Genomic DNA, 19366 nt, shown 5'->3' with positions numbered 1-19366 from the left:
CTGAAACCTTACTTGAACCTTGTAACGAACTACTGTATCCGATTCGATGCTCGATCAAATGACGTACAGATCGACGTACTCGTTGACCGGCATGGCTTCGAGTCGCGTCTGGTCGAGCGAGACGTCGAGGATCGCTTGCTGTTGCTTGGCCGGAAAGCGCCTCGCGAGGTTCGTCCTGAACTTCTCGACGAGCAGCGGCACACCTTCGGCGCGCCGACGCCGATGGCCAATCGGATATTCGACGACGACTTCATCGATCGTCGTCCCGTCGTCGAGCTCGACGGTCAACGCGTTGGCGATCGAGCGCTTGTCCGGATCGTGATAATCCTTCGTGAACTGCGCGTCTTCGACGCACTGCATCTTGGCGCGCAGCGCGTCGATGCGCGGATCGGCCGCCACGGCGTCTTCATAATCGGCCGCGGTCAGTCGTCCGAAAAGCAGCGGCACCGCGATCATGTACTGAATGCAGTGATCGCGGTCGGCCGGATTGTTCAGGGGGCCTTTCTTGTCGATGATGCGAATCGCCGCTTCATGCGTGCGAATCGTGATCTTCGCGATGTTCTCGGCCGTCTTCCCTTTCCCTTTCAGGATGCCGTGCAGCGTCATCGCCGCTTCGGCGGCGGTCTGCGCATGAAACTCGGCCGGAAACGAGATCTTGAACAGCACGTTCTCCATCACGTACGAACCGTAGGGGCGCTGAAAGCTGAACGGGCGGCTTTTGAACAGCACGTCGTAAAAGCCCCAGGTTGGAGCCGTGAGAACGGACGGGTAGCCCATCTCGCCCGTCTTCGCGATCAGCGCAAGGCGCACGGCGCGCGAGGTGGCGTCGCCCGCCGCCCATGATTTGCGCGAGCCTGTGTTCGGCGCATGGCGATAGGTGCGAAGCGAATGTCCGTCGACGAACGCGAGCGAAACAGCGTTGATGAGTTCGTCGCGCGACAGTCCGAGCAGCCAGCCGACGACTGCCGTCGAAGCCACCTTCACGAGCAGCACATGATCGAGCCCGACGCGGTTGAACGAGTTCTCGAGCGCGATGACGCCCTGAATCTCGTGCGCCTTCACCATCGCAATCAGCACGTCCTGCATGGGGAGCGGCTTCTTGCCCGACGCGACGGCAACGCGCGAAAGCCAATCGGCCGTCGCGAGAATGCCGCCGAGGTTGTCGGAGGGATGACCCCACTCGGCCGCGAGCCATGTGTCGTTGAAATCGAGCCAGCGGATCATCGCGCCGATGTTGAACGCGGCCTGTACCGGGTCCAGCTGAAACGGCGTGCCGGGCACCTTTGCGCCGTGCGGCACGATCGTACCCGGCACGATAGGGCCGAGCAGTTTCGTGCATGCGGGATAGGAGAGCGCTTCCAGGCCACAACCGAGCGTGTCGATGAGGCAATGGCGCGCCGTTTCGAGCGCGAGCGCGCTGTCCACCTCGAAGCCGAGGACGTAATCGACGATATCGACGAGCACTCGATCAGGCTCTGGCCTTACGTTCGAAGTCGAGGCGGACATGGTGGTCGGCTCGTGCAGAAAGAAAAACGATCAGTCGCCCTTCTTCAACGCGTTCGCTTGCGTCGGAGCGGGCGCGCCTTGCGCCATCGCGGCGGTTTGGCACTCGTCGGCGAGACGCGCACCGTCGTGATCCGAGAACAGCATCGCCTTCCCCGGAATCACGACGAGGTCGAGGCCGGTCGCCGCGTCATGGAAGCGGTCCGCGCCCGTCGTCGTCGATTCGCGCGGCAGGTTGTAGTTCTTGTTCGCCCAGTGAACGGTGACGATCTGGTCCTTCTTCATGTCGCCCTTCAGGTCGAACGAAAGCCCTTCACTGCACTTCCACTCTACGGAGCCTTCGGGGATCGGGTCGGTCTTGGCGGCAGCCGTCGTTTCGCGCGACTTGCGTTTCACGAGCCGGTGCTTCGGCGCGGGCGCCTTGCCTACCTTCTTCGTGGCAGTCGTCGACTGCGTTTGAGCGGCCGCGTCCGCTGCTGCGAGCGACATCGTGGCGGAAATCGTGCCGATAAGGGTTGCGATCAGCAATTTTTTCATGGGAATGCCGGACCTTTCGATTTTGGAATAGATGACAGAGACAAATACCGAGCCCCTTGGTTGCAGCGGCGCCGCGCGAGAGCCGCGGGGCGCCGGGCGGGGATGCCGCGCGTGCCGTCCACCTGGCTAGGGCGCGCGCGGCGGTCGCTATTTTCTCCTATTTAGCGGGACGAACTTCATACTTTCTGGGCCGGTGTAGTTCGCGCTCGGCCGGATGATCTTGTTGTCGATCCGCTGCTCGATGATGTGCGCGCTCCAGCCGGAGGTGCGCGAGATCACGAAGAGCGGCGTGAACATCGCCGTCGGCACGCCCATCATGTGATAAGAGACGGCGCTGAACCAGTCGAGGTTCGCGAACATTTTCTTCACGTCCGCCATCACCGATTCGATCCGCTCGGCGATGGCGAAGAGCTTCATGTCGCACGCGTCTTTCGAGAGCTTGCGCGCCACTTCCTTGATCACCTTGTTGCGCGGATCGGCAACGGTATAGACGGGATGGCCGAAGCCGATCACCACCTCTTTGTTCTCGACGCGGCGGCGAATGTCGGCTTCCGCTTCGTCGGGCGTCGCGTAGCGCGACTGGATCTCGAACGCCGCCTCGTTCGCGCCGCCGTGCTTCGGCCCGCGCAGCGCGCCGATCGCGCCCGTGAGGGCCGAGTAGATATCCGAGCCGGTGCCGGCGATCACGCGGCCGGTGAACGTCGAGGCATTGAACTCGTGCTCGGCGTAAAGGATCAGCGACGTGTGCATCGCCTGCACCCACTCCTTCGGCGGCGCCCAGCCATGCAGCAGATGCAGGAAGTGACCGCCGATCGAATCGTCATCGGTTTCGACTTCGATGCGCCGGCCGTTGTGCGAGTAGTGGTACCAGTAGAGCAGCATCGAGCCGAGCGAGGCCATCAGGCGATCGGCGATCGCGCGCGCCCCGGCGATCGAATGATCGTCCTTCTCGGGCAGGACCGTGCCGAGCACGGAGACGCCCGTGCGCATGACGTCCATCGGATGGGCGCTCGCCGGCACCCATTCGAGCGCGGCCTTCACGTTCGCGGGCAGCCCGCGCAGCGCTTTGAGCTTCGTCTTGTAGGCGCTGAGCTCGGCGGCCGTCGGCAGCTTTTCGTGCACGAGCAGATAGGCAATCTCCTCGAACTCGCAGGTGGTCGCGATATCGAGGATGTCGTAGCCGCGATAGTGCAGATCGTTGCCCGTGCGCCCGACCGTGCAGAGCGCCGTGTTGCCGGCCGTCACGCCCGAAAGCGCGACGGATTTCTTCGGTTTGAAGCCTGACGGGCTGGGTGTCGTGTTATCGGCTTCACTCATGGTGTTTGACCGTCTCCTCGTACTCGGCTATTCGGACGAGCCCATGCCGAAAAGCGGCGCCGTCTCGGGCGGCAGCGCCTTGCCTGTGGCGCGCGCCCTGCGCAGCACGGACCAGTAATAGCGATAGCTCGCGCGATCGTGCAGCGTGTCGCCGTGGCGTATCGGACCCCACTGCGCGCCTTGAGCGGCGAGCAGGATATCGGAAGCCGTCGCGATCGCGTCGTCGCGTGGGGCGAATGCGGCGACGATGACGGGCACCTGAGCGGGATGGATGCTCCACATCCTCGTATAGCCGAACTCGTCCCGTGCGCGCGCGGCGTCGTTCGCGACAACTTCCATGTCCCGCACTTCCGTGCTCACGTTGTGCGAAGGAACGCGCCCATGTGCATGACACGCTGCCGCGATTTCGAGCTTGGCCCGCCGCACGAGCGGATGATCGAACTGGCCCGGCGAGCGCATCGCCGTGTCGGGAATCGCGCCGTCGTGCGCCGAAACGAAATCCATGAGGCCGAACGAAAGTGATTCGACCGTTGGCAGTGCCGCGAGCTGGAATACATTGGCGAGCGCGCCGTGCGTCTCGATCAGCAATTGCACCGGTATCGCCTTCGCGATGCCGAGCTCGCGCCGCATGCCTTCGATGAACGCGCACATTTCGGCTGCGTCGGCCGTGCGGCGGATCTTCGGCAGCGTAATGTAGGCAGGTGCGCGCTTCGCGGCGCGTAGAATCAGGCGGACGTCGTCGCGCCAATGCGGGTGATCGAAGCCGTGGATGCGCACGCCGACGCGACCGAACCGATCGTGCTCGCCGCCGATCATCGAGGCGACGAGCTCGGCATGCTCTTGCTCGCGGCCGACCTGCGCGCCGTCTTCGCAATCGAGCGTGACGTCGAAGACGGGCCCGAGCTGCGCCTGCAGCGCGAGCGACTTCGACATCAGCTTCTCGCTGCCCGCGTAGTGATCGCAAACGGGCAGAACGGTGGGAGGGGCTTCGCCGTCAAACAGGACTTCGGCGGGAGTGAGGGCGCGCATGTTCGGCGTCGACGGGCATGCCGGCCTGCCCGCCGCGCTAGCGCGATGCGACGGCGGCCGGCATGCGATGCATCAGCCGAGCAGATGCTGCACGCCGTCACGCTCCTCGAGCAGCTCTTGCAGCGTGAAGTCCATTTTCTCGCGCGAGAAAGCGTCGATTTCAAGCCCCGTCACGCGCTTGTACTCGCCGTTCTCGCAAGTCACCGGCACGCCGTAGACGATATCTTCGGGGATGCCATACGAACCGTCCGACGGTACGCCCATCGTGACCCACTTGCCGTTCGTGCCGAGCACCCAGTCGCGCACGTGATCGATCGCCGCGTTGGCCGCCGACGCTGCCGACGAGAGGCCGCGCGCCTCGATGATCGCCGCGCCGCGCTTGCCGACCGTCGGAATGAAGACGTTGCGATTCCACTCGTCGTCGTTGATGAGCTTCGTGAGCGACTGGCCTTCGACCGTGGCGAAGCGGAAGTCCGGGTACATCGTCGGCGAGTGGTTACCCCAGACGGCAAGCTTCTCGATCGCGGCGACGGGCTTGCCCGACTTGGCCGCAAGCTGCGAGAGCGCGCGGTTGTGGTCGAGGCGCAGCATCGCCGTGAAATTCTTCTTCGGCAGATCGGGTGCCGACTTCATCGCGATATAGGCGTTCGTGTTCGCCGGGTTGCCGACGACGAGCACCTTCACGTCGCGGCTCGCCACTTCATTGAGCGCGCGGCCTTGCACCGTGAAGATCTCGGCGTTGGCGGACAGCAGATCCTTGCGTTCCATGCCCTTCGAGCGCGGGCGAGCGCCGACGAGCAGGGCGTAGTCGACATCCTTGAAGGCGACTTTCGGATCGTCCGTGACGACGACGCCGGCAAGAAGCGGGAATGCGCAGTCTTCCAGCTCCATCACGACGCCTTTGACGGCGGCTTGCGCTTGCGGCAGATCGAGCAGTTGCAGGATGACGGGCTGGTCTTTGCCGAGAAGATCGCCGTTGGCGATGCGAAAGAGCAGCGAGTAACCGATTTGACCTGCGGCGCCGGTGACGGCAACGCGCTTTGCGGGCTTAGCCATTGAGAACTCTCCAGGACGATGCGTTGATGCGTTTGGTGCAGTCTTACGCTAGGGGAAACGCCATTTTATGCGCGTTACGCGAAACGTGGGGCCGAAGCGGGACCGGCGGCCACCTCGGCGGAGTGCCGCGAGGACCCGGCTGGCATTGCTTCGCGATGATCTGCATAAATCGTGCGAAGCTCGCGCGCCCGCGGGTGCGAGGCCGGCCCGGAACCGTTGCTCGCGACGGAGTTTAGGATCGCGTCCCTACAAAAGTCAACCGTATCTTATGTCTTATATAAGACACAGGAATTGGCCGGGAAAATCTGGACGCGCGAGCCGCGTTTGTGTTGAAATGCGCGCCATGAATGCGAACCAGGCGAGCAACGCGAATCCGAACGGCCAGACCGGCGACGGGACGGCTGGGAGCGCGCCTTCGCCGACGTTCAGCCCGCTTTACCAGCAGATCAAGGGGCTCATCACGCAAAGCCTCGTGTCGGGCGAGTGGAAGCCGGGCGAGATCATACCGAGCGAGCTCGAGCTCGCCGCGCGCTACAAAGTCAGCCAGGGCACGGTCAGAAAGGCGATCGACGAGCTCGCCGCCGAGAACCTGCTCGTGCGCCGTCAGGGGAAAGGCACGTTTGTTGCAACGCACAACGAGGATCGCGCCCAGTTTCGCTTCCTCAGATTGCTGGCCGATGACGGAATCGAGCATCCGCACGTCAGCAAGCTGCTCGAATGCAAGCGGCTGCGCGCGCCGGCCGAGATCGCGCGCCAGCTGGAGCTGAAGCCGGCCGACCCGGTGGTGCAGATCAAGCGGCTCTTGCAGTTCGACGGCGTCACGACCGTCTTCGACGAGATCTGGCTGCCGGGCGCCATATTCCGCGGCCTGACGTTCGAGCGGCTCTCGGAGTACAAGGGGCCGATGTACGCGATGTTCGAAGCGGAGTTCGGCACGCGCATGATTCGCGCGTCCGAGAAGATCCGGGCGATCGCAGCGGAGCCGGCCGTCGCCGAATTGCTCGGCGTGCCCGAGGGATTTCCGTTGTTGTCGGTCGACCGTGTGTCTTACACGTACGGCGATCGGCCCGTCGAAGTGCGCCGCGGTTGGTATGTCACAACCGGGTACTACTATCAGAACGATTTGAGCTGAATGCCGGCGGGGAGGCGTCCGCGAGCGCCGCGCCGGAATATGACAGAAGCGTTTCTTTTGCCGACTGCGCAACGGTGTTTGCACTTCATTCGCTGCGCTGCGGTATGAAATGGCGCTAAAATCGCGGGTTAGTTGACTACACAGTAGGGGTCTAGCATGGCAGAAGCCGTAAGAAAGCCGAGGCCGGAGTTCCGGAACATCGGATTGGGTGACATCACGATGACGTATCGCCTACCGCTGGCGGCGAAGGTGTCCATCCTCCACCGAGTCAGCGGCGCGCTGCTCTTTCTCTTTCTTCCGTTCCTGCTCTACCTCTTCGATCGAAGCCTCACGTCCGAATTGAGCTTCGAAGTCTTCAAGGCGTTCCTCTCCAACATCGTCGTCAAGCTCATCACGCTCGTGCTCGCGTGGGCTTTCCTTTTCCATTTTTGCGCCGGCATCCGCCACCTCTTGATGGACTTGCACCACTCGGTGACGAAGGAAGGCGGTCGGCAAACGTCGCTCGTCGTCTTCGTCGTGTCCTCGGTGCTGACGATCGCTTTCGCGCTCAAACTGTTCGGAGCTTTCTGACAACATGGCAGCCAACAATCGAATCGGCCCGAAGCGTCTCGTCGTCGGCGCGCATTACGGCTTGCGCGACTGGCTCGCGCAACGTGTCACCGCCACCATCATGGCGATCTACACGATCATTCTGCTCGTCTGGTTTTTCGGCGCGCAGGCATTCTCCTACGAAGGCTGGGCGTCGATCTTCGCCACGCAATGGATGAAGCTCGCGACGTTCGTCACGCTGCTGTCGCTCTTCTATCACGCGTGGGTCGGTGTGCGCGACATCTGGATGGACTATGTGAAGCCCGTCGGTGTGCGCCTCTTCCTGCAAGCGCTGACGATCGCCTGGCTGCTCGCGTGCGCGGGCTACGCCGCACAGATTCTCTGGAGAGTGTAAAAGAATGGCTGCAATCAAGAATTCTCTGCCGCGTCGCCGCTTCGACGTGGTCATCGTCGGCGCGGGCGGCTCGGGAATGCGTGCTTCGCTGCAACTCGCGCGCGCGGGCCTGTCCGTTTGCGTGCTCTCCAAAGTGTTCCCGACGCGCTCGCACACGGTCGCCGCGCAAGGCGGGATCGGCGCTTCGCTCGGCAACATGAGCGAAGACAACTGGCACTACCACTTCTACGACACGATCAAGGGTTCCGACTGGCTCGGCGATCAGGACGCGATCGAATTCATGTGCCGCGAGGCGCCGAACGCGGTGTACGAGCTCGAGCACTTCGGCATGCCGTTCGACCGCAATGCCGACGGTACGATCTATCAGCGCCCGTTCGGCGGCCACACCGCGAACTACGGCGAAAAGCCCGTGCAGCGGGCCTGTGCGGCGGCCGACCGTACCGGTCACGCGCTGCTGCACACGCTCTACCAGCAGAACGTCGCGGCGAAGACGCAATTCTTCGTCGAGTGGATGGCGCTCGACCTGATTCGCGACGCGGACGGCGACGTCCTCGGCGTCACGGCGCTCGAAATGGAGACGGGCGACGTCTACATCCTCGAAGGCAAGACGACGCTCTTCGCCACGGGCGGCGCGGGCCGCATCTTCGCCGCATCGACGAACGCGTTCATCAATACGGGTGACGGCCTCGGCATGGCGGCGCGCGCGGGCATCGCGCTGCAGGACATGGAGTTCTGGCAGTTCCACCCGACGGGCGTGGCGGGTGCGGGCGTGCTGATCACCGAAGGCGTGCGCGGCGAAGGCGGCATTTTGCGCAACGCGAACGGCGAGCGCTTCATGGAGCGTTATGCGCCGACGCTGAAGGACCTCGCGCCGCGCGACTTCGTCTCGCGCTCGATGGACCAGGAAATCAAGGAAGGCCGCGGCGTGGGTCCGAACAAGGACCACGTGCTGCTCGACCTCTCGCATATCGGCGCCGAGACGATCATGAAGCGTCTGCCGTCGATCCGCGAGATCGCGCTGAAGTTCGCCAACGTCGACTGCATCAAGGAGCCGATCCCCGTCGTGCCGACCATCCACTATCAGATGGGCGGCATTCCGACGAACATGCACGGCCAGGTCGTCGGGACGTCGCGCGATCACGAAGAGCCCGTCAACGGCTTTTACGCCGTGGGCGAGTGCTCGTGCGTCTCGGTGCACGGCGCGAACCGCCTCGGCACGAACTCGCTGCTCGACCTCGTGGTTTTCGGCCGCGCGGCCGGCAACCATATCGTCAAGCACGTGAAGGACATCAAGGAGCATAAGCCGCTGCCGGCCGATGCGGCCGATTTGTCGCTCGCGCGCTTGGCGAAGCTCGACAGCTCGAGCTCGGGCGAGTACACGCAGGCAATCGCCGGCGATATCCGCTCCACGATGCAGTCGCACGCCGGTGTATTCCGCACGTCGAAGCTGCTCGCCGAAGGCGTCACGAAGGTGAAGGAGCTCAGCGAGCGCGTCGAGCATGTCCATCTGAAGGACAAGTCGAAGGTGTTCAACACGGCTCGCGTCGAGGCGCTCGAGCTCGCCAACCTGATCGAGGTGGCGCGCGCGACGATAGTCTCGGCCGAAGCGCGCAAGGAAAGCCGCGGCGCGCATGCGCAAAGCGACTACGAACACCGCGACGACGAGAACTGGCTGCGTCACACGCTTTGGTTCAGCGAGGGGGATCGCCTCGATTACAAGCCGGTGCACATGAAGCCGCTGACGGTCGAATCGGTGCCGCCGAAGGCGCGTACTTTCTGAGACGGACGGCATTCCAAGGACAGCAGAAATGGCAAAACGCATTTTCGAAATCTACCGCTACGACCCGGACAAGGACGCGGCGCCGCGCATGCAGACTTACGAGCTCGAAATCGAACACGAGCGTATGCTGCTCGATGCGCTCGTCAAATTGAAGTCGATCGACGAGACGCTGTCGTTCCGTCGCTCGTGCCGTGAAGGCGTTTGCGGCTCGGACGCGATGAACATCAACGGCAAGAACGGCTTGGCTTGTCTGACGAATCTGAACGAGCTGCCCCAGAAGATCGTGCTGCGTCCGTTGCCGGGCCTGCCCGTCGTACGCGACCTGATCTGCGACTTCACGCAGTTCTTCAATCAGTACCACTCGATCAAGCCGTACCTGATCAACGATGCGCCGCCGCCCGAGAAGGAGCGTCTGCAGTCGCCCGAAGAGCGCGACGAACTCGACGGGCTTTATGAGTGTATCTTGTGTGCAAGCTGCTCGACGTCGTGCCCGAGCTTCTGGTGGAATCCGGACAAGTTCGTCGGACCGGCCGGGCTGTTGCAGGCCTATCGCTTCATCGCGGACAGCCGCGATACCGCGACGGGCGAGCGTCTCGACAACCTTGAAGACCCGTATCGTCTCTTCCGTTGCCATACGATCATGAACTGCGTCGACGTGTGCCCGAAGGGGCTCAATCCGACGAAGGCGATCGGCAAGATCAAGGAACTGATGGTACGCCGTACCGTTTGACGTTTTAGACGTATGGAAACCTCGCATCAGTCCGACCCGCTGCGCCGCGCGCGTCTGCGCTGGCGCGCGCGGCGCGGCTTGCTGGAAAACGACCTCATCTTCGAGCGTTTTTTCAGCCGTTACGAGGATAGCCTCAGCGATGACGACGTGGGGGCGCTCACGCGCCTCTTCGAGCTGAGCGATAACGACCTGATGGACTTGCTTCTCGCTCGCAAGGAACCGGAAGGCGAGCTTTCCGACCCGGCCATTGTCCGGGTGCTGGGGCTGTTGCGCGCCGTTTGAGCGGCGCATCTCGGGCGCCGCGCGCGCATGACACGGAAACCCGTTCCAACTTCGATTGAGGATGCTATGACTCCGTCAGATGTTAAAGCCACCCTGTCCTTCAGCGACAACTCGCCGAGCGTCGAACTGCCGATCTACAAGGGCACGATGGGCCCGGACGTGATCGACATCCGCAAGCTCTACGGGCAGACGGGCAAATTCACGTACGACCCCGGCTTCATGTCGACCGCGTCGTGCAATTCCGCGATCACCTACATCGACGGCGACAAGGGCGAGCTGCTCTACCGCGGCTATCCGATCGACGAACTTGCCAAGGTCGCGGATTTCCCCGAGACCTGCTACTTGCTGCTGAAGGGCGACCTGCCGAACGAGGCGCAGAAGAAGGAGTTCGTGGATACGGTCACGCGTCACACGATGGTGCACGAGCAGATGCAGTACTTCTTCCGCGGCTTCCGTCGCGATTCGCACCCGATGGCGACGCTCGTCGGCACCGTTGGGGCGCTGTCGGCGTTCTACCACGATTCGCTCGACATCACCGATCCGCGTCACCGCGACATCTCGGCGATTCGCATGATCGCGAAGCTGCCGACGCTCGTGGCGATGGCGTACAAGTACAGCATCGGTCAGCCGTTCGTCTATCCGAAGAACGACCTTTCGTACACCGCGAACTTCATGCGGATGATGTTCTCGAACCCGTGCGAGGATTATCACGTCAACGACGTGCTCGTGCGCGCGCTCGATCGCATCCTGATCCTGCATGCCGATCATGAGCAGAACGCGTCGACCTCGACCGTGCGTCTCGCCGGCTCGTCGGGTGCGAATCCGTTTGCGTGTATCGCGGCCGGCATCGCGTGTCTGTGGGGCCCTGCGCATGGCGGCGCGAACGAAGCGGCGCTCAACATGCTCGAGCAGATCGGCTCGCCGGACAACATCAGCTCGTTCATCAAGCAGGTCAAGGACAAGAACTCGGGCGTGAAGCTGATGGGCTTCGGCCACCGCGTCTACAAGAACTACGATCCGCGCGCGAAGCTCATGCGCGAAACATGCCACGAAGTGCTCGAGGAGCTCGGCCTGCACGACGATCCGCTCTTCGCGCTCGCCATGCAGCTCGAGAAGATCGCGCTCGAAGACGAATACTTCGTATCACGCAAGCTCTACCCGAACGTCGACTTCTACTCGGGCATCGTGCAACGCGCGCTCGGCATTCCGACGTCGATGTTCACCTGCATCTTCGCGATGGCGCGCACGGTCGGCTGGATCGCGCAATGGAACGAGATGATCGCTGACGACGAGCAGAAGATCGGTCGTCCGCGTCAGCTCTTCGTCGGCCACACGGCTCGCGAGGCGAAGCCGATCTCGCAGCGTTGATCGGAATGGTCGGTTCGTAGCCGCCGCGTGCTTCGGCGGTGGCGGCGACGGATTGAAGCAGATTGCGCCCCGGCGGGTACAACCGTCGGGGCGCGTTGTTTATCGGGACGTCGTTCCGAGCATGGACCGGAGCGCGATGCGCGTCGCAATGTCCGGCGCGAGCAGAGACAACGGCGGCGCGAGCATATGCATGACGTGGAGCAGTCGCCGGTAAACGTCGCCGCGTTCGGCAGCGAGCGCGACGACGTGATCCATATAGCGCTGCATGACACGCATGTGCCAGGCGCGCTTCGGTCCCTGCGTTTTCTCGTATCGGTAATCGACGCCGGTCGAAAGCGTCCACGCGGCGCGACGCGCGGCGGCCACGTCGCGTTGAAACGCATGCCCGATCGCGTGCTTGCCCGCGGCCTCCCTCAGATGCGTGTGGAGCAATTGTGCGTCGATCGCCGCGATGGTCATGCCTTGACCATAGACGGGATTGAATCCGCAGACCGCGTCGCCGACGACTGCAATTCCTTCGGGCCAGCGTGCGACGCGCTCGTAGTGGCGTAGCCGGTTTTCCATGCGCCGATAGTGATGCACGGCGCTGAGCGGCTCGGCGGCAACGATCGATTCGTAGAGCGCTTGCGAGCGGAGGCTGCGCGCGAACTCGAGAAAGCCCGCGTCGTCGGCGGGCGGGTAGTCCCTCGAGGCGCCTGTCAGCGTAACGATCCAGCGCTTGCCTTCCATGGGAAAGATCGTGCCGCTGCGCAGGCAGAGCGGCGGTCGGCTGTGAACGACGAGCGCTTTCCAAGCCGCATCCGCGTGCTTCGACGGAATGCGATAAATGCGGCTTGCATAGCCGACGAATGCATTGACGACGGTTTCTTGCGGCGTCTCGCAGCCGAGATCGCGCAGCCAGACGGGCATATGCGACGATCGTCCGCTGGCGTCGACGACGAGTGCCGCATCGATTCGGGCGAGGCTCGAAGCGGGCGGCTCGGGTGTGTGCCAGCGAACGCGCAGGGAAGCGGCCGCTCCCGGTGCCGCCGCTTTCACGAGTCCGACCACTTCACACGACTTATGCAACGTGATTCGGTTGTTCGACAGCACGCGGCGGCGCACGACGAACTCGAGCAGGTCTCGGCTCGTCGACCAGGTGGCGAACCCGCGCTCGGTGCGCGCCATCCAGCCGGCGGGCCCGAACCAGTGCACGTCGGCATACCAGTCGAGCGGCACCGCGCCGAAGCCGAGGAGCTCGTTCTCGATGCCAGGAAAGAACTGTTCGAGGATCAGCCTGCCGCGCATCAGCAGCTGATGCACATAGCGCGCTTGCGGCACGCCCTTGCGGCTCGACGGCTCGTTGGGCAGCTCGTCGCGCTCGACGATGTGGACCGAATCGAAGTGATCGGCAAGCACGCGGGCGGCCAGTAAGCCCGCCATGCCTGCGCCGATCACGATTGCTCGCCGTGCCGCGCGTTTGTCCGCATCCACTGTCAGGGGCGCGTTCATCGAAATACCTTGTTCAGCGGCGTGTCGGACGGCGGTGCCTTGATGCGCGCAGCGATCTGCCGGTGAAATTCCGGCAGCTTGGTCCAATGAAGCCCCGGCCGCAGGTGATGGGCGAGGTGGTAGCCGTTGTTGAAGAAAACGAGATTCAACCAACGGTTCGTCTTCGTATGCGACGCGGCGTAGGGGTCGTCGGAGAAGAGGTCGATATGATCGTCGTAGGTGAGATGTATGAAGTTCAACCAGACGATGACGATTGGCGTGATAAAAAAGATGGCTGCTGAAACGGGTTTGGCATAGATGAGCGCCGCGACCACGGCGTAGGTCGACACGACCTGCAGCGCGCATTGAAGTAGAAGATGACGGTGTTTCAGCCCGATCCCGATGACGTGATAGTTGTAGCTGAAGAAGTAGTGCGCGATATAGACCAGCCGCGACATTGCAGCGCCGTCCGCCCCCACCCATGTGGACGGATCGAGCTTCGGATTGCGGTAATGCTGATGATGCCCGTGATTGTGATGAAGCGCGAATTTCGTCGTGTACATGCCCGTTTGAAGGAACATCAGCAGCTCGACCATGCGGTTCATCGAGCGCCGCTTGAACATGCCGACATGAGACTGATTGTGCACGACGGTCGATACCGCGATTTGCGGCAATAGGAGCAGCGCGGCGCAGGCGAGTGCCGGGCCGATCGCATGCACTTCGAAATAGCAAAGCCATTGAGCCGCGCTCGTCGTAACGACGAGCGCGAGCGGATACCGGTCCTCGCGGTATCGCAGCAGCCGAGTGGCGGTCGTCGTGGTGGTCATGGCGTCAACTCTCCCGTCTGTTGATCGTCGGCCAAGGGCGTGAACGAGGAGTGAATCGCGCTATGACGCAAGCGCGAAAGGATGGCCGGCGAGGAAAAGCTCCACTCGGCATCCATCGTTCCGAGCGATCGTCCGTCCTGCAGCCATTGACTTTTGCACGCGAGACCGTTGAGGCGCCGATGCCGGTAGGCCTTCTCGGTAATCGTCATTTGAACGGCCACGGGGCTCGTCAGCTCCGCGAAGTTCGTGAAGCGCACTTCGAGCCAATTCAATACGAAGCTGAGGTCGAACGAGACGTCATAGAAAAGATGCGAAATCGCGGTTCCGACTTGGCGCGTGCCTTCGATCAGCATGAGCCCGGGCACATGGTCGAGCGGGTGCTCGAAGAAAAACGGATGACGGCTGTCGATGACGAGCGGTGCCAGGAAGCGGTCGAAGCCGTCGTCGGTTCGCGGCAAGGCCTCGATGTGCTCGACGAAGACATGTGCCAGTTCGGCTTTGTGCACGAGCTTGCGATGAATGTGCTTGCGGTTGTCCGCGTCGAATTCGCTTCCGAATTCGAGCGATCGTTCGAGACTGCTCATGGTGGTTCCTCTTACTTCGTCTGAGGATGGGGGCGAGAAGACGCCGACGTGTTCGTTCTAATGTGAGGCGATGTCTTCAACGGGGTGCTCGCCCGGCGACGTAGATCGACGCTGACGGCGGGGACTTGCGTCGACGATCTGCGCGGCGGTTTCGCGGGCCGCGCGCAGGCACGCTTCGATGGATGCGCCCCGCACGTAATCTCCCGTGAGGTGAAGGCCTCCTATAGAGTGCGGTACCGCATCGATTGCTTCGAGCACGCGTTCGTGATGCGGCGCATAGGCGGTCAGCCCCGGGTCGAAAGTGCGGGCGACGAATGCGCGGCGTTCATTTCGCCTGACGCCGATGTGACGATTGAGAATGTTTTCAGCGGTATCGAGCAGTGCTTCGGCGGTTACGCATTGCTCGATCAGCGGCCGCGCCGCGCGGCCGCTGAAGGTATAGCGCACGATGTGACGATCGTCGATGCCGTAGGCGCCGGCGTTGCTGAGCGGTTGTTCGGGCCCGAACGTCAATGCACGCACCGTCTCCGAGAAAATTTCCCGCTTGTACTCGGCGACGACTACCGCGACCGGAAAATAACGCACCTCATCGAGCAGCGCGGCGGTCTTCGATAATGCGTCGCGAATTAGACACGCTGACACGCTGGCCGGCGTGGCGAGCACGACGGCGTCGTAGTGGCGCGTGATCGTTTTGCCGTCGGAATCAGTCACGCACAAGCCCGCGATGTGACCGTTGCGGACGATCAATGCATCAACGCGCGAGGAGAGCCGCACCGGCATCGTTCGCGCGAAATCGCTCAGTAGCCCCGCCATGCCGCCGCGAAGCTGATCGTAGCTGTCGAGCCACATCCCGAGATTCGTGCCGATATTGCCCGCGTAGACCTCGTCCGGCTCCGCGCCGTTCATTCGAACCGACATGGGGCGCAGCACCGCGTTGCCGAAATGTGGGCTGAACCGCTGGGCAAGCGGAGCATCGTCGAGGCGCCGAGCGAGCGAATTGAAGAACGGGGAGCCGAGGTATCGGTTTCGATGTCGGAGCAGGACGCGCGCGCACAGATGCGCGAACCGGAGAACGTCGGCCTTTGGGCAATCCCGCAAAAAATCGATGGTCGAGCGCCAGCGGCGCGAGCTGTCGAGCGTGACGATACGGCCTTGCCGCACGCGCGAGGTGTTGATGCCGAACGGTTCGTAATCGCAATGGCCGAGAGATGCGGCGAACGCCCGAAACACGGCGTACTTGTGCCCGATATTCTTGCCGCCGAGATCGATGGTTCGATTGCCGAGCCTCGCCGATCCGACGCGGCCGCCCAGCGAGTCGTCTTGCTCGAGGATTTCGACGTCGAAATGGCGCAAGCGCAGAAAATGCGCGGCGGCGATACCCGAAATGCCACCGCCGACCACTGCGCAACGTCGGTGCCGCTCGATCTCTGTCATGGCTGGCGTCCTTGCGCACTTCGACGGACCCGTCGATCGAGCCGTGCTCTGTGCGTTGATTGTTCATACGATAGGTCGCCCCAGACCGCTTTGAAACCTGTCGCTTTTGCTAGGCAATTCCCAAATAGTGGCGAAACCGTCTCGGAGCGAGCCTGGCTTGCCTTCGCCGAACGAAACGCTCAAGCTGATTGGAATCCGACTTCCTCCTCCGTTGCCTGGATGTGCCGATGTCGATCCCGCCACGCTGCGTGACTGTTCTTTCGAGCAAGCGGTTGCTCGCCGTGGGGCTGCTATGGTGTGCCGCGTTGAGCGCAGCGCAGCCGGCCTCGTCCATCGGCTCGTCTGCCGCTCGCGCGCGGCCGTTGAGCGTCACTGAAATTGCGCGGGGCCTCTTCGCCCATCGCGGCCACGACGACGTTGCGACGCGTCAGAACGGCGGCGACATCGCCAACATCGGCTTCGTGATCGGTGCGCGATGCGTCGCGGTGATCGATACCGGCGGCACGCTGGCCGAAGGGCGCGCCTTGCGTGCCGCGATTCGTGCCGTTACGCCGTTGCCCATTTGCTATGTGATCAACACCCATATGCATCCCGATCACATCTTCGGCAACGCGGCGTTCGTCGACGATCATCCGCAATTCGTCGGCAGCGCCAAACTGCCGGAAGCGGAGCTTTCTCATTCGGAAAGTTACCTGCGCGTGCTGACGAGAGAGCTCGGCGACGTTGCCGCCGGTAGCCGCGTCATTCCTCCGACGTTGCTCGTTCACGGCACGCTCGACCTGGACCTCGGTTCACGCGTTTTGACGTTGCGCACCTGGAAAACGGCACATACGAACAACGACCTGACGGTCTACGATGTAAACACGGGTACCTTGTGGCTTGCCGACCTCCTCTTCGCCGGCTGCCTCCCGGTCATCGACGGCAGCGTACTCGGCTGGATCGACGACCTCGCGACAATCCGGGCGCTGCCGGGGGTGCGGCGCGCGGTGCCGGGGCACGGCCCGCTTCGCGTGCCGTGGCCGATGACGCTCGATAAAGAGAATGCCTACCTGACTCGACTGGCGCATGATGTACGTGCGGCCATTCGCGCGGGGAAAACGATGCAGCAGGCGGTGGACACGATCGGTCTCGACGAACGCAGCCGATGGCGGCTCTTCGACGTCTACCAGCGCCGTAACGTGACGGCGGCCTATGCTGAGCTCGAGTGGGAGCCGTAGCGCCTGACGATGCGCGCGGATGTCACTCGATGGAGGGAAGGGTCATGAACGACCTCAATCCGATGAAATTCCAGACGATTCGTATGGCGACATGGGTCGCTATCGCCCTCGTCGGCGTGATCTCCGGGGCGAACCTGGCCCGAGCGGCGATGGCTTCCCCGGAGGACGATCCGAACAAGGTCGAGCGCTGGACCGATTTCCGCGCCGGACTCTTCCAGAACCGACCGATCGAAGCGCACGGCGACGCCATCATCAAGTTGGATGCGCCGGCTCGAGCGGCCGATGCGGCCATCGTTCCGATTTCGATTACCGCGCAATTCCCGCAAACGCCGACGCACTACATCCGCAAGATTTATCTCTTCATCGACCAGAATCCCGAGCCGTACGCCGGCTGGTTCGAGTTCACGCCCGACTCGGGGCGCGCGAGCATCGAAACGCGCGTTCGGGTCGAGGACTACACGTTCATGCGCGTCATCGCGGAAACGAACGACGGCCGCCTCTACAGCGCGGTGCGTTTCATCAAGGCGTCGGGCGGCTGCTCCGCGCCGGCCGGCAAAGACGACGAAGCCGCTGCCGCCAACGCGGGCAAGATGCGCCTCGCCACCGTCGGCCAAGCGCAGTCGGGCGGACCGCAGCTCGCGCAATTGATGATCAGCCATCCGAACCGCACCGGCATGGCGATGAACCAGATCACGCGGAGGTATGCATCGGCGTACTTCGTTCGCAAGGTCGAGGTGACCTACGCTGGCAAGCCGGTGATGACGGCGAACGTCAACTTCACGATTAGCGAGAATCCGAACTTCCGGTTCTACTTCATGCCGCACGGCAGCGGTGAGCTCAAGGCGACCGTGGAGGATTCGCAGAACCACCTCTTCGAAAGTGCGATCAGCGTTCCCGGGCAAGGGGCGACGATATCGCAGGCGCCCGCGCCGAAGTGATCGGCGAGCATGGACGAAGGCCCGCAAACTCGCCCGACTCGATCTCGATCCGCGCTTGGCAAGTATGGCGCGAGGGCCTCGCTCGGGGGCGCGTGCGCGACGCGATCGTTGCTTGCCTTGCTTGCGGCGTTTTTGCTGCTCGCACCCCGTCTCGGGGCGGCTCAGGCGCCGATCGCGACTGACCGCGTTGCATCCGCCACGGCGCAGGCAACCCAAAATGCGGCGGGCATTGCCACGTTACCCGCGGTAGCGACGGAGCAGGACATTCCGCATCCGCTGCAAGTCGCGCCCGGCGTCTACGTCATGCTCGGCAATGGCGATGCCGTTGCGCCGCGCAATCATGGCATCGTCGCCAACAGCGGGTTTCTCGTTGGAACGAGCGGCGTCGTCGTCGTGGACACAGGCTCGTCCTATCGCTATGGTCGCGCGATGATCGAGACGATTCATCGCGTGACGCCTCTGCCGATCGAGCTTGTCATCCTCACGCACCAGGCGCCCGAGTTCGTCTTTGGCGCATCGGCGTTCCGGGACGCGGGGATACCGATTCTCGCTCATCGGCGCACGGCTGAATTGATCCGTGAGCGCTGCTCGATCTGCCTCGCGAACCTGCGTCGCACGCTGGGCGAGGAAGAGATGAGCGGCTCGCGCGTGACCGTGCCGGATCGCACGGTCGACGGCACAACGCGTATCGAAGCCGGTGGCCGTGCGATCGAACTGCTTAACTTCGGTGTTGCCGCGACGCCCGGCGATCTTGCCGTGCGCGACGAGCGGACGGCTGTGTTGTTCGCGGGCGCGCTCGTCAGCATCGGACGCATTCCCGAGCTTCGCAATGAGTCGATCCCCGGCTGGATCGCGGCGCTCGACCGACTCGGTGGGCTCGAAATCACGAAGGTCGTGCCGGGGTTCGGTCCAGTCGTCGGACTGGAGCGCATCGGTGCGACGGGCGACTATTTGCGCGCGCTAGATGCGTCGGTACGCCGCGCGTACGCGTCGGGCAGGGGACTCGTCAGTGCGAGAGAGCATGCCGAGACCCCGGATTTCCGCACGTGGAAGCTGTATTCGACAGTGCATCCGCAAAACGTGCAGCGGGTATATCTCGAGTTGGAACGTCAATAGAAGCGGCGCCATATCCAGGTAGTGAAACTACTACCCAACTTACTGTTTTTTCAGGGTTTTTTCGCGCCGGGGATGCATGTGGCCGGATACGGTGGCATAATCG

At 63.0% G+C, this 19366-nt stretch carries 19 protein-coding genes; 10 read left to right on the top strand and 9 right to left on the bottom strand.

Features of this window, described 5'->3' with window-relative positions:
• Positions 1-54: 54 nt before the first annotated feature.
• The 5 genes from AB4Y31_RS19885 to AB4Y31_RS19865 form a co-directional block, all read right to left on the bottom strand.
• A complete protein-coding gene (locus AB4Y31_RS19885; protein ID WP_368675423.1) occupies positions 55-1506 on the bottom strand; it encodes a bifunctional 2-methylcitrate dehydratase/aconitate hydratase in 1452 nt (483 codons plus the stop codon).
• A gap of 30 nt (positions 1507-1536) precedes the next feature.
• On the bottom strand, positions 1537-2040 hold the full coding sequence (locus AB4Y31_RS19880) for a hypothetical protein (protein ID WP_368675422.1): 504 nt from the start codon (positions 2038-2040) through the stop codon (positions 1537-1539).
• Between the two features lie 147 nt (positions 2041-2187).
• Complete coding sequence (prpC, locus tag AB4Y31_RS19875) at positions 2188-3357, bottom strand: 2-methylcitrate synthase (protein WP_368675421.1); 1170 nt, start codon at positions 3355-3357, stop codon at positions 2188-2190.
• A 27-nt stretch (positions 3358-3384) separates the two neighbouring features.
• A complete protein-coding gene (locus AB4Y31_RS19870) occupies positions 3385-4386 on the bottom strand; it encodes a CoA ester lyase (RefSeq protein ID WP_368675420.1) in 1002 nt (333 codons plus the stop codon).
• Between the two features lie 72 nt (positions 4387-4458).
• A complete protein-coding gene (locus AB4Y31_RS19865; RefSeq protein WP_368675419.1) occupies positions 4459-5442 on the bottom strand; it encodes a malate dehydrogenase in 984 nt (327 codons plus the stop codon).
• 334 nt (positions 5443-5776) lie between these two features.
• On the opposite strand from AB4Y31_RS19865, the gene AB4Y31_RS19860 reads away from it, so the two are divergent.
• The 7 genes from AB4Y31_RS19860 (at position 5777) to gltA (ending at position 11677) form a co-directional block, all read left to right on the top strand.
• Positions 5777-6574 carry a GntR family transcriptional regulator gene (locus AB4Y31_RS19860; protein WP_018439832.1) on the top strand — a complete coding sequence of 266 codons (798 nt, stop codon included), beginning with the start codon at positions 5777-5779 and terminating at the stop codon, positions 6572-6574.
• Between the two features lie 156 nt (positions 6575-6730).
• Entirely contained in the window at positions 6731-7144 is a 414-nt protein-coding gene (sdhC, locus tag AB4Y31_RS19855) for a succinate dehydrogenase, cytochrome b556 subunit (RefSeq protein ID WP_018439831.1), read from the top strand.
• 4 nt (positions 7145-7148) lie between these two features.
• Positions 7149-7517: a succinate dehydrogenase, hydrophobic membrane anchor protein gene (gene sdhD / locus AB4Y31_RS19850; protein WP_018439830.1), complete on the top strand. Its 369-nt coding sequence runs from the start codon at positions 7149-7151 to the stop codon at positions 7515-7517.
• A gap of 4 nt (positions 7518-7521) precedes the next feature.
• A complete protein-coding gene (gene sdhA / locus AB4Y31_RS19845) occupies positions 7522-9297 on the top strand; it encodes a succinate dehydrogenase flavoprotein subunit (RefSeq protein WP_018439829.1) in 1776 nt (591 codons plus the stop codon).
• A 28-nt stretch (positions 9298-9325) separates the two neighbouring features.
• On the top strand, positions 9326-10027 hold the full coding sequence (locus tag AB4Y31_RS19840; protein ID WP_018439828.1) for a succinate dehydrogenase iron-sulfur subunit: 702 nt from the start codon (positions 9326-9328) through the stop codon (positions 10025-10027).
• 12 nt (positions 10028-10039) lie between these two features.
• Entirely contained in the window at positions 10040-10309 is a 270-nt protein-coding gene (locus tag AB4Y31_RS19835) for a succinate dehydrogenase assembly factor 2 (RefSeq protein ID WP_018439827.1), read from the top strand.
• Positions 10310-10375: 66 nt separating this feature from the next.
• Complete coding sequence (gene gltA, locus AB4Y31_RS19830) at positions 10376-11677, top strand: citrate synthase (RefSeq protein ID WP_018439826.1); 1302 nt, start codon at positions 10376-10378, stop codon at positions 11675-11677.
• 99 nt (positions 11678-11776) lie between these two features.
• Here the strand turns inward: gltA and AB4Y31_RS19825 are convergent, their stop codons facing one another.
• The 4 genes from AB4Y31_RS19825 to AB4Y31_RS19810 are packed head-to-tail and all read right to left on the bottom strand — an operon-like array spanning position 11777 to position 15992.
• Positions 11777-13168 (bottom strand): FAD-dependent oxidoreductase, encoded by a 1392-nt coding sequence (locus AB4Y31_RS19825; protein WP_368675418.1) that lies wholly within the window; start codon positions 13166-13168, stop codon positions 11777-11779.
• Complete coding sequence (locus AB4Y31_RS19820) at positions 13165-13974, bottom strand: fatty acid desaturase (RefSeq protein ID WP_368675417.1); 810 nt, start codon at positions 13972-13974, stop codon at positions 13165-13167. The genes AB4Y31_RS19825 and AB4Y31_RS19820 overlap by 4 nt, the downstream gene beginning before the upstream one ends.
• Complete coding sequence (locus AB4Y31_RS19815; RefSeq protein ID WP_368675416.1) at positions 13971-14558, bottom strand: AfsA-related hotdog domain-containing protein; 588 nt, start codon at positions 14556-14558, stop codon at positions 13971-13973. Before AB4Y31_RS19815 ends, AB4Y31_RS19820 begins: the two co-directional genes overlap by 4 nt.
• Before the next feature lie 57 nt (positions 14559-14615).
• Complete coding sequence (locus tag AB4Y31_RS19810; RefSeq protein WP_368675415.1) at positions 14616-15992, bottom strand: NAD(P)/FAD-dependent oxidoreductase; 1377 nt, start codon at positions 15990-15992, stop codon at positions 14616-14618.
• A 227-nt stretch (positions 15993-16219) separates the two neighbouring features.
• Here AB4Y31_RS19810 and AB4Y31_RS19805 point away from each other — a divergent pair, with 227 nt between their 5' ends.
• The 3 genes from AB4Y31_RS19805 (at position 16220) to AB4Y31_RS19795 (ending at position 19263) form a co-directional block, all read left to right on the top strand.
• Positions 16220-17209 carry a quinoprotein relay system zinc metallohydrolase 2 gene (locus AB4Y31_RS19805; RefSeq protein ID WP_368675414.1) on the top strand — a complete coding sequence of 330 codons (990 nt, stop codon included), beginning with the start codon at positions 16220-16222 and terminating at the stop codon, positions 17207-17209.
• Between the two features lie 44 nt (positions 17210-17253).
• Positions 17254-18147, top strand: coding sequence for a quinoprotein dehydrogenase-associated SoxYZ-like carrier (locus AB4Y31_RS19800; RefSeq protein WP_368675413.1), 894 nt, complete (start codon positions 17254-17256; stop codon positions 18145-18147).
• Between the two features lie 108 nt (positions 18148-18255).
• The gene (locus tag AB4Y31_RS19795; RefSeq protein ID WP_368675412.1) at positions 18256-19263 is read left to right on the top strand and encodes an MBL fold metallo-hydrolase; all 1008 of its coding nucleotides are present in this window, start codon (positions 18256-18258) and stop codon (positions 19261-19263) included.
• Positions 19264-19366: the final 103 nt, after the last annotated feature.

The organism is Trinickia sp. EG282A (assembly GCF_040965455.1).
Lineage (GTDB): Bacteria > Pseudomonadota > Gammaproteobacteria > Burkholderiales > Burkholderiaceae > Trinickia > Trinickia symbiotica.
Note: the sequence above shows the minus strand (reverse complement) of the source record. Positions and strands in the feature narration are given on the sequence as shown.

What these genes read in the sequence shown, in the direction of transcription:
- AB4Y31_RS19885 (WP_368675423.1), bottom strand. Translation starts at nt 1,506, where the DNA reads ATGTCCGCCTCGACTTCGAACGTAAGGCCAGAGCCTGATCGAGTGCTC.
- AB4Y31_RS19880 (WP_368675422.1), bottom strand. Translation starts at nt 2,040, where the DNA reads ATGAAAAAATTGCTGATCGCAACCCTTATCGGCACGATTTCCGCCACG.
- prpC (WP_368675421.1), bottom strand. Translation starts at nt 3,357, where the DNA reads ATGAGTGAAGCCGATAACACGACACCCAGCCCGTCAGGCTTCAAACCG.
- AB4Y31_RS19870 (WP_368675420.1), bottom strand. Translation starts at nt 4,386, where the DNA reads ATGCGCGCCCTCACTCCCGCCGAAGTCCTGTTTGACGGCGAAGCCCCT.
- AB4Y31_RS19865 (WP_368675419.1), bottom strand. Translation starts at nt 5,442, where the DNA reads ATGGCTAAGCCCGCAAAGCGCGTTGCCGTCACCGGCGCCGCAGGTCAA.
- AB4Y31_RS19860 (WP_018439832.1), top strand. Translation starts at nt 5,777, where the DNA reads ATGCGCGCCATGAATGCGAACCAGGCGAGCAACGCGAATCCGAACGGC.
- sdhC (WP_018439831.1), top strand. Translation starts at nt 6,731, where the DNA reads ATGGCAGAAGCCGTAAGAAAGCCGAGGCCGGAGTTCCGGAACATCGGA.
- sdhD (WP_018439830.1), top strand. Translation starts at nt 7,149, where the DNA reads ATGGCAGCCAACAATCGAATCGGCCCGAAGCGTCTCGTCGTCGGCGCG.
- sdhA (WP_018439829.1), top strand. Translation starts at nt 7,522, where the DNA reads ATGGCTGCAATCAAGAATTCTCTGCCGCGTCGCCGCTTCGACGTGGTC.
- AB4Y31_RS19840 (WP_018439828.1), top strand. Translation starts at nt 9,326, where the DNA reads ATGGCAAAACGCATTTTCGAAATCTACCGCTACGACCCGGACAAGGAC.
- AB4Y31_RS19835 (WP_018439827.1), top strand. Translation starts at nt 10,040, where the DNA reads ATGGAAACCTCGCATCAGTCCGACCCGCTGCGCCGCGCGCGTCTGCGC.
- gltA (WP_018439826.1), top strand. Translation starts at nt 10,376, where the DNA reads ATGACTCCGTCAGATGTTAAAGCCACCCTGTCCTTCAGCGACAACTCG.
- AB4Y31_RS19825 (WP_368675418.1), bottom strand. Translation starts at nt 13,168, where the DNA reads ATGAACGCGCCCCTGACAGTGGATGCGGACAAACGCGCGGCACGGCGA.
- AB4Y31_RS19820 (WP_368675417.1), bottom strand. Translation starts at nt 13,974, where the DNA reads ATGACCACCACGACGACCGCCACTCGGCTGCTGCGATACCGCGAGGAC.
- AB4Y31_RS19815 (WP_368675416.1), bottom strand. Translation starts at nt 14,558, where the DNA reads ATGAGCAGTCTCGAACGATCGCTCGAATTCGGAAGCGAATTCGACGCG.
- AB4Y31_RS19810 (WP_368675415.1), bottom strand. Translation starts at nt 15,992, where the DNA reads ATGACAGAGATCGAGCGGCACCGACGTTGCGCAGTGGTCGGCGGTGGC.
- AB4Y31_RS19805 (WP_368675414.1), top strand. Translation starts at nt 16,220, where the DNA reads ATGTCGATCCCGCCACGCTGCGTGACTGTTCTTTCGAGCAAGCGGTTG.
- AB4Y31_RS19800 (WP_368675413.1), top strand. Translation starts at nt 17,254, where the DNA reads ATGAACGACCTCAATCCGATGAAATTCCAGACGATTCGTATGGCGACA.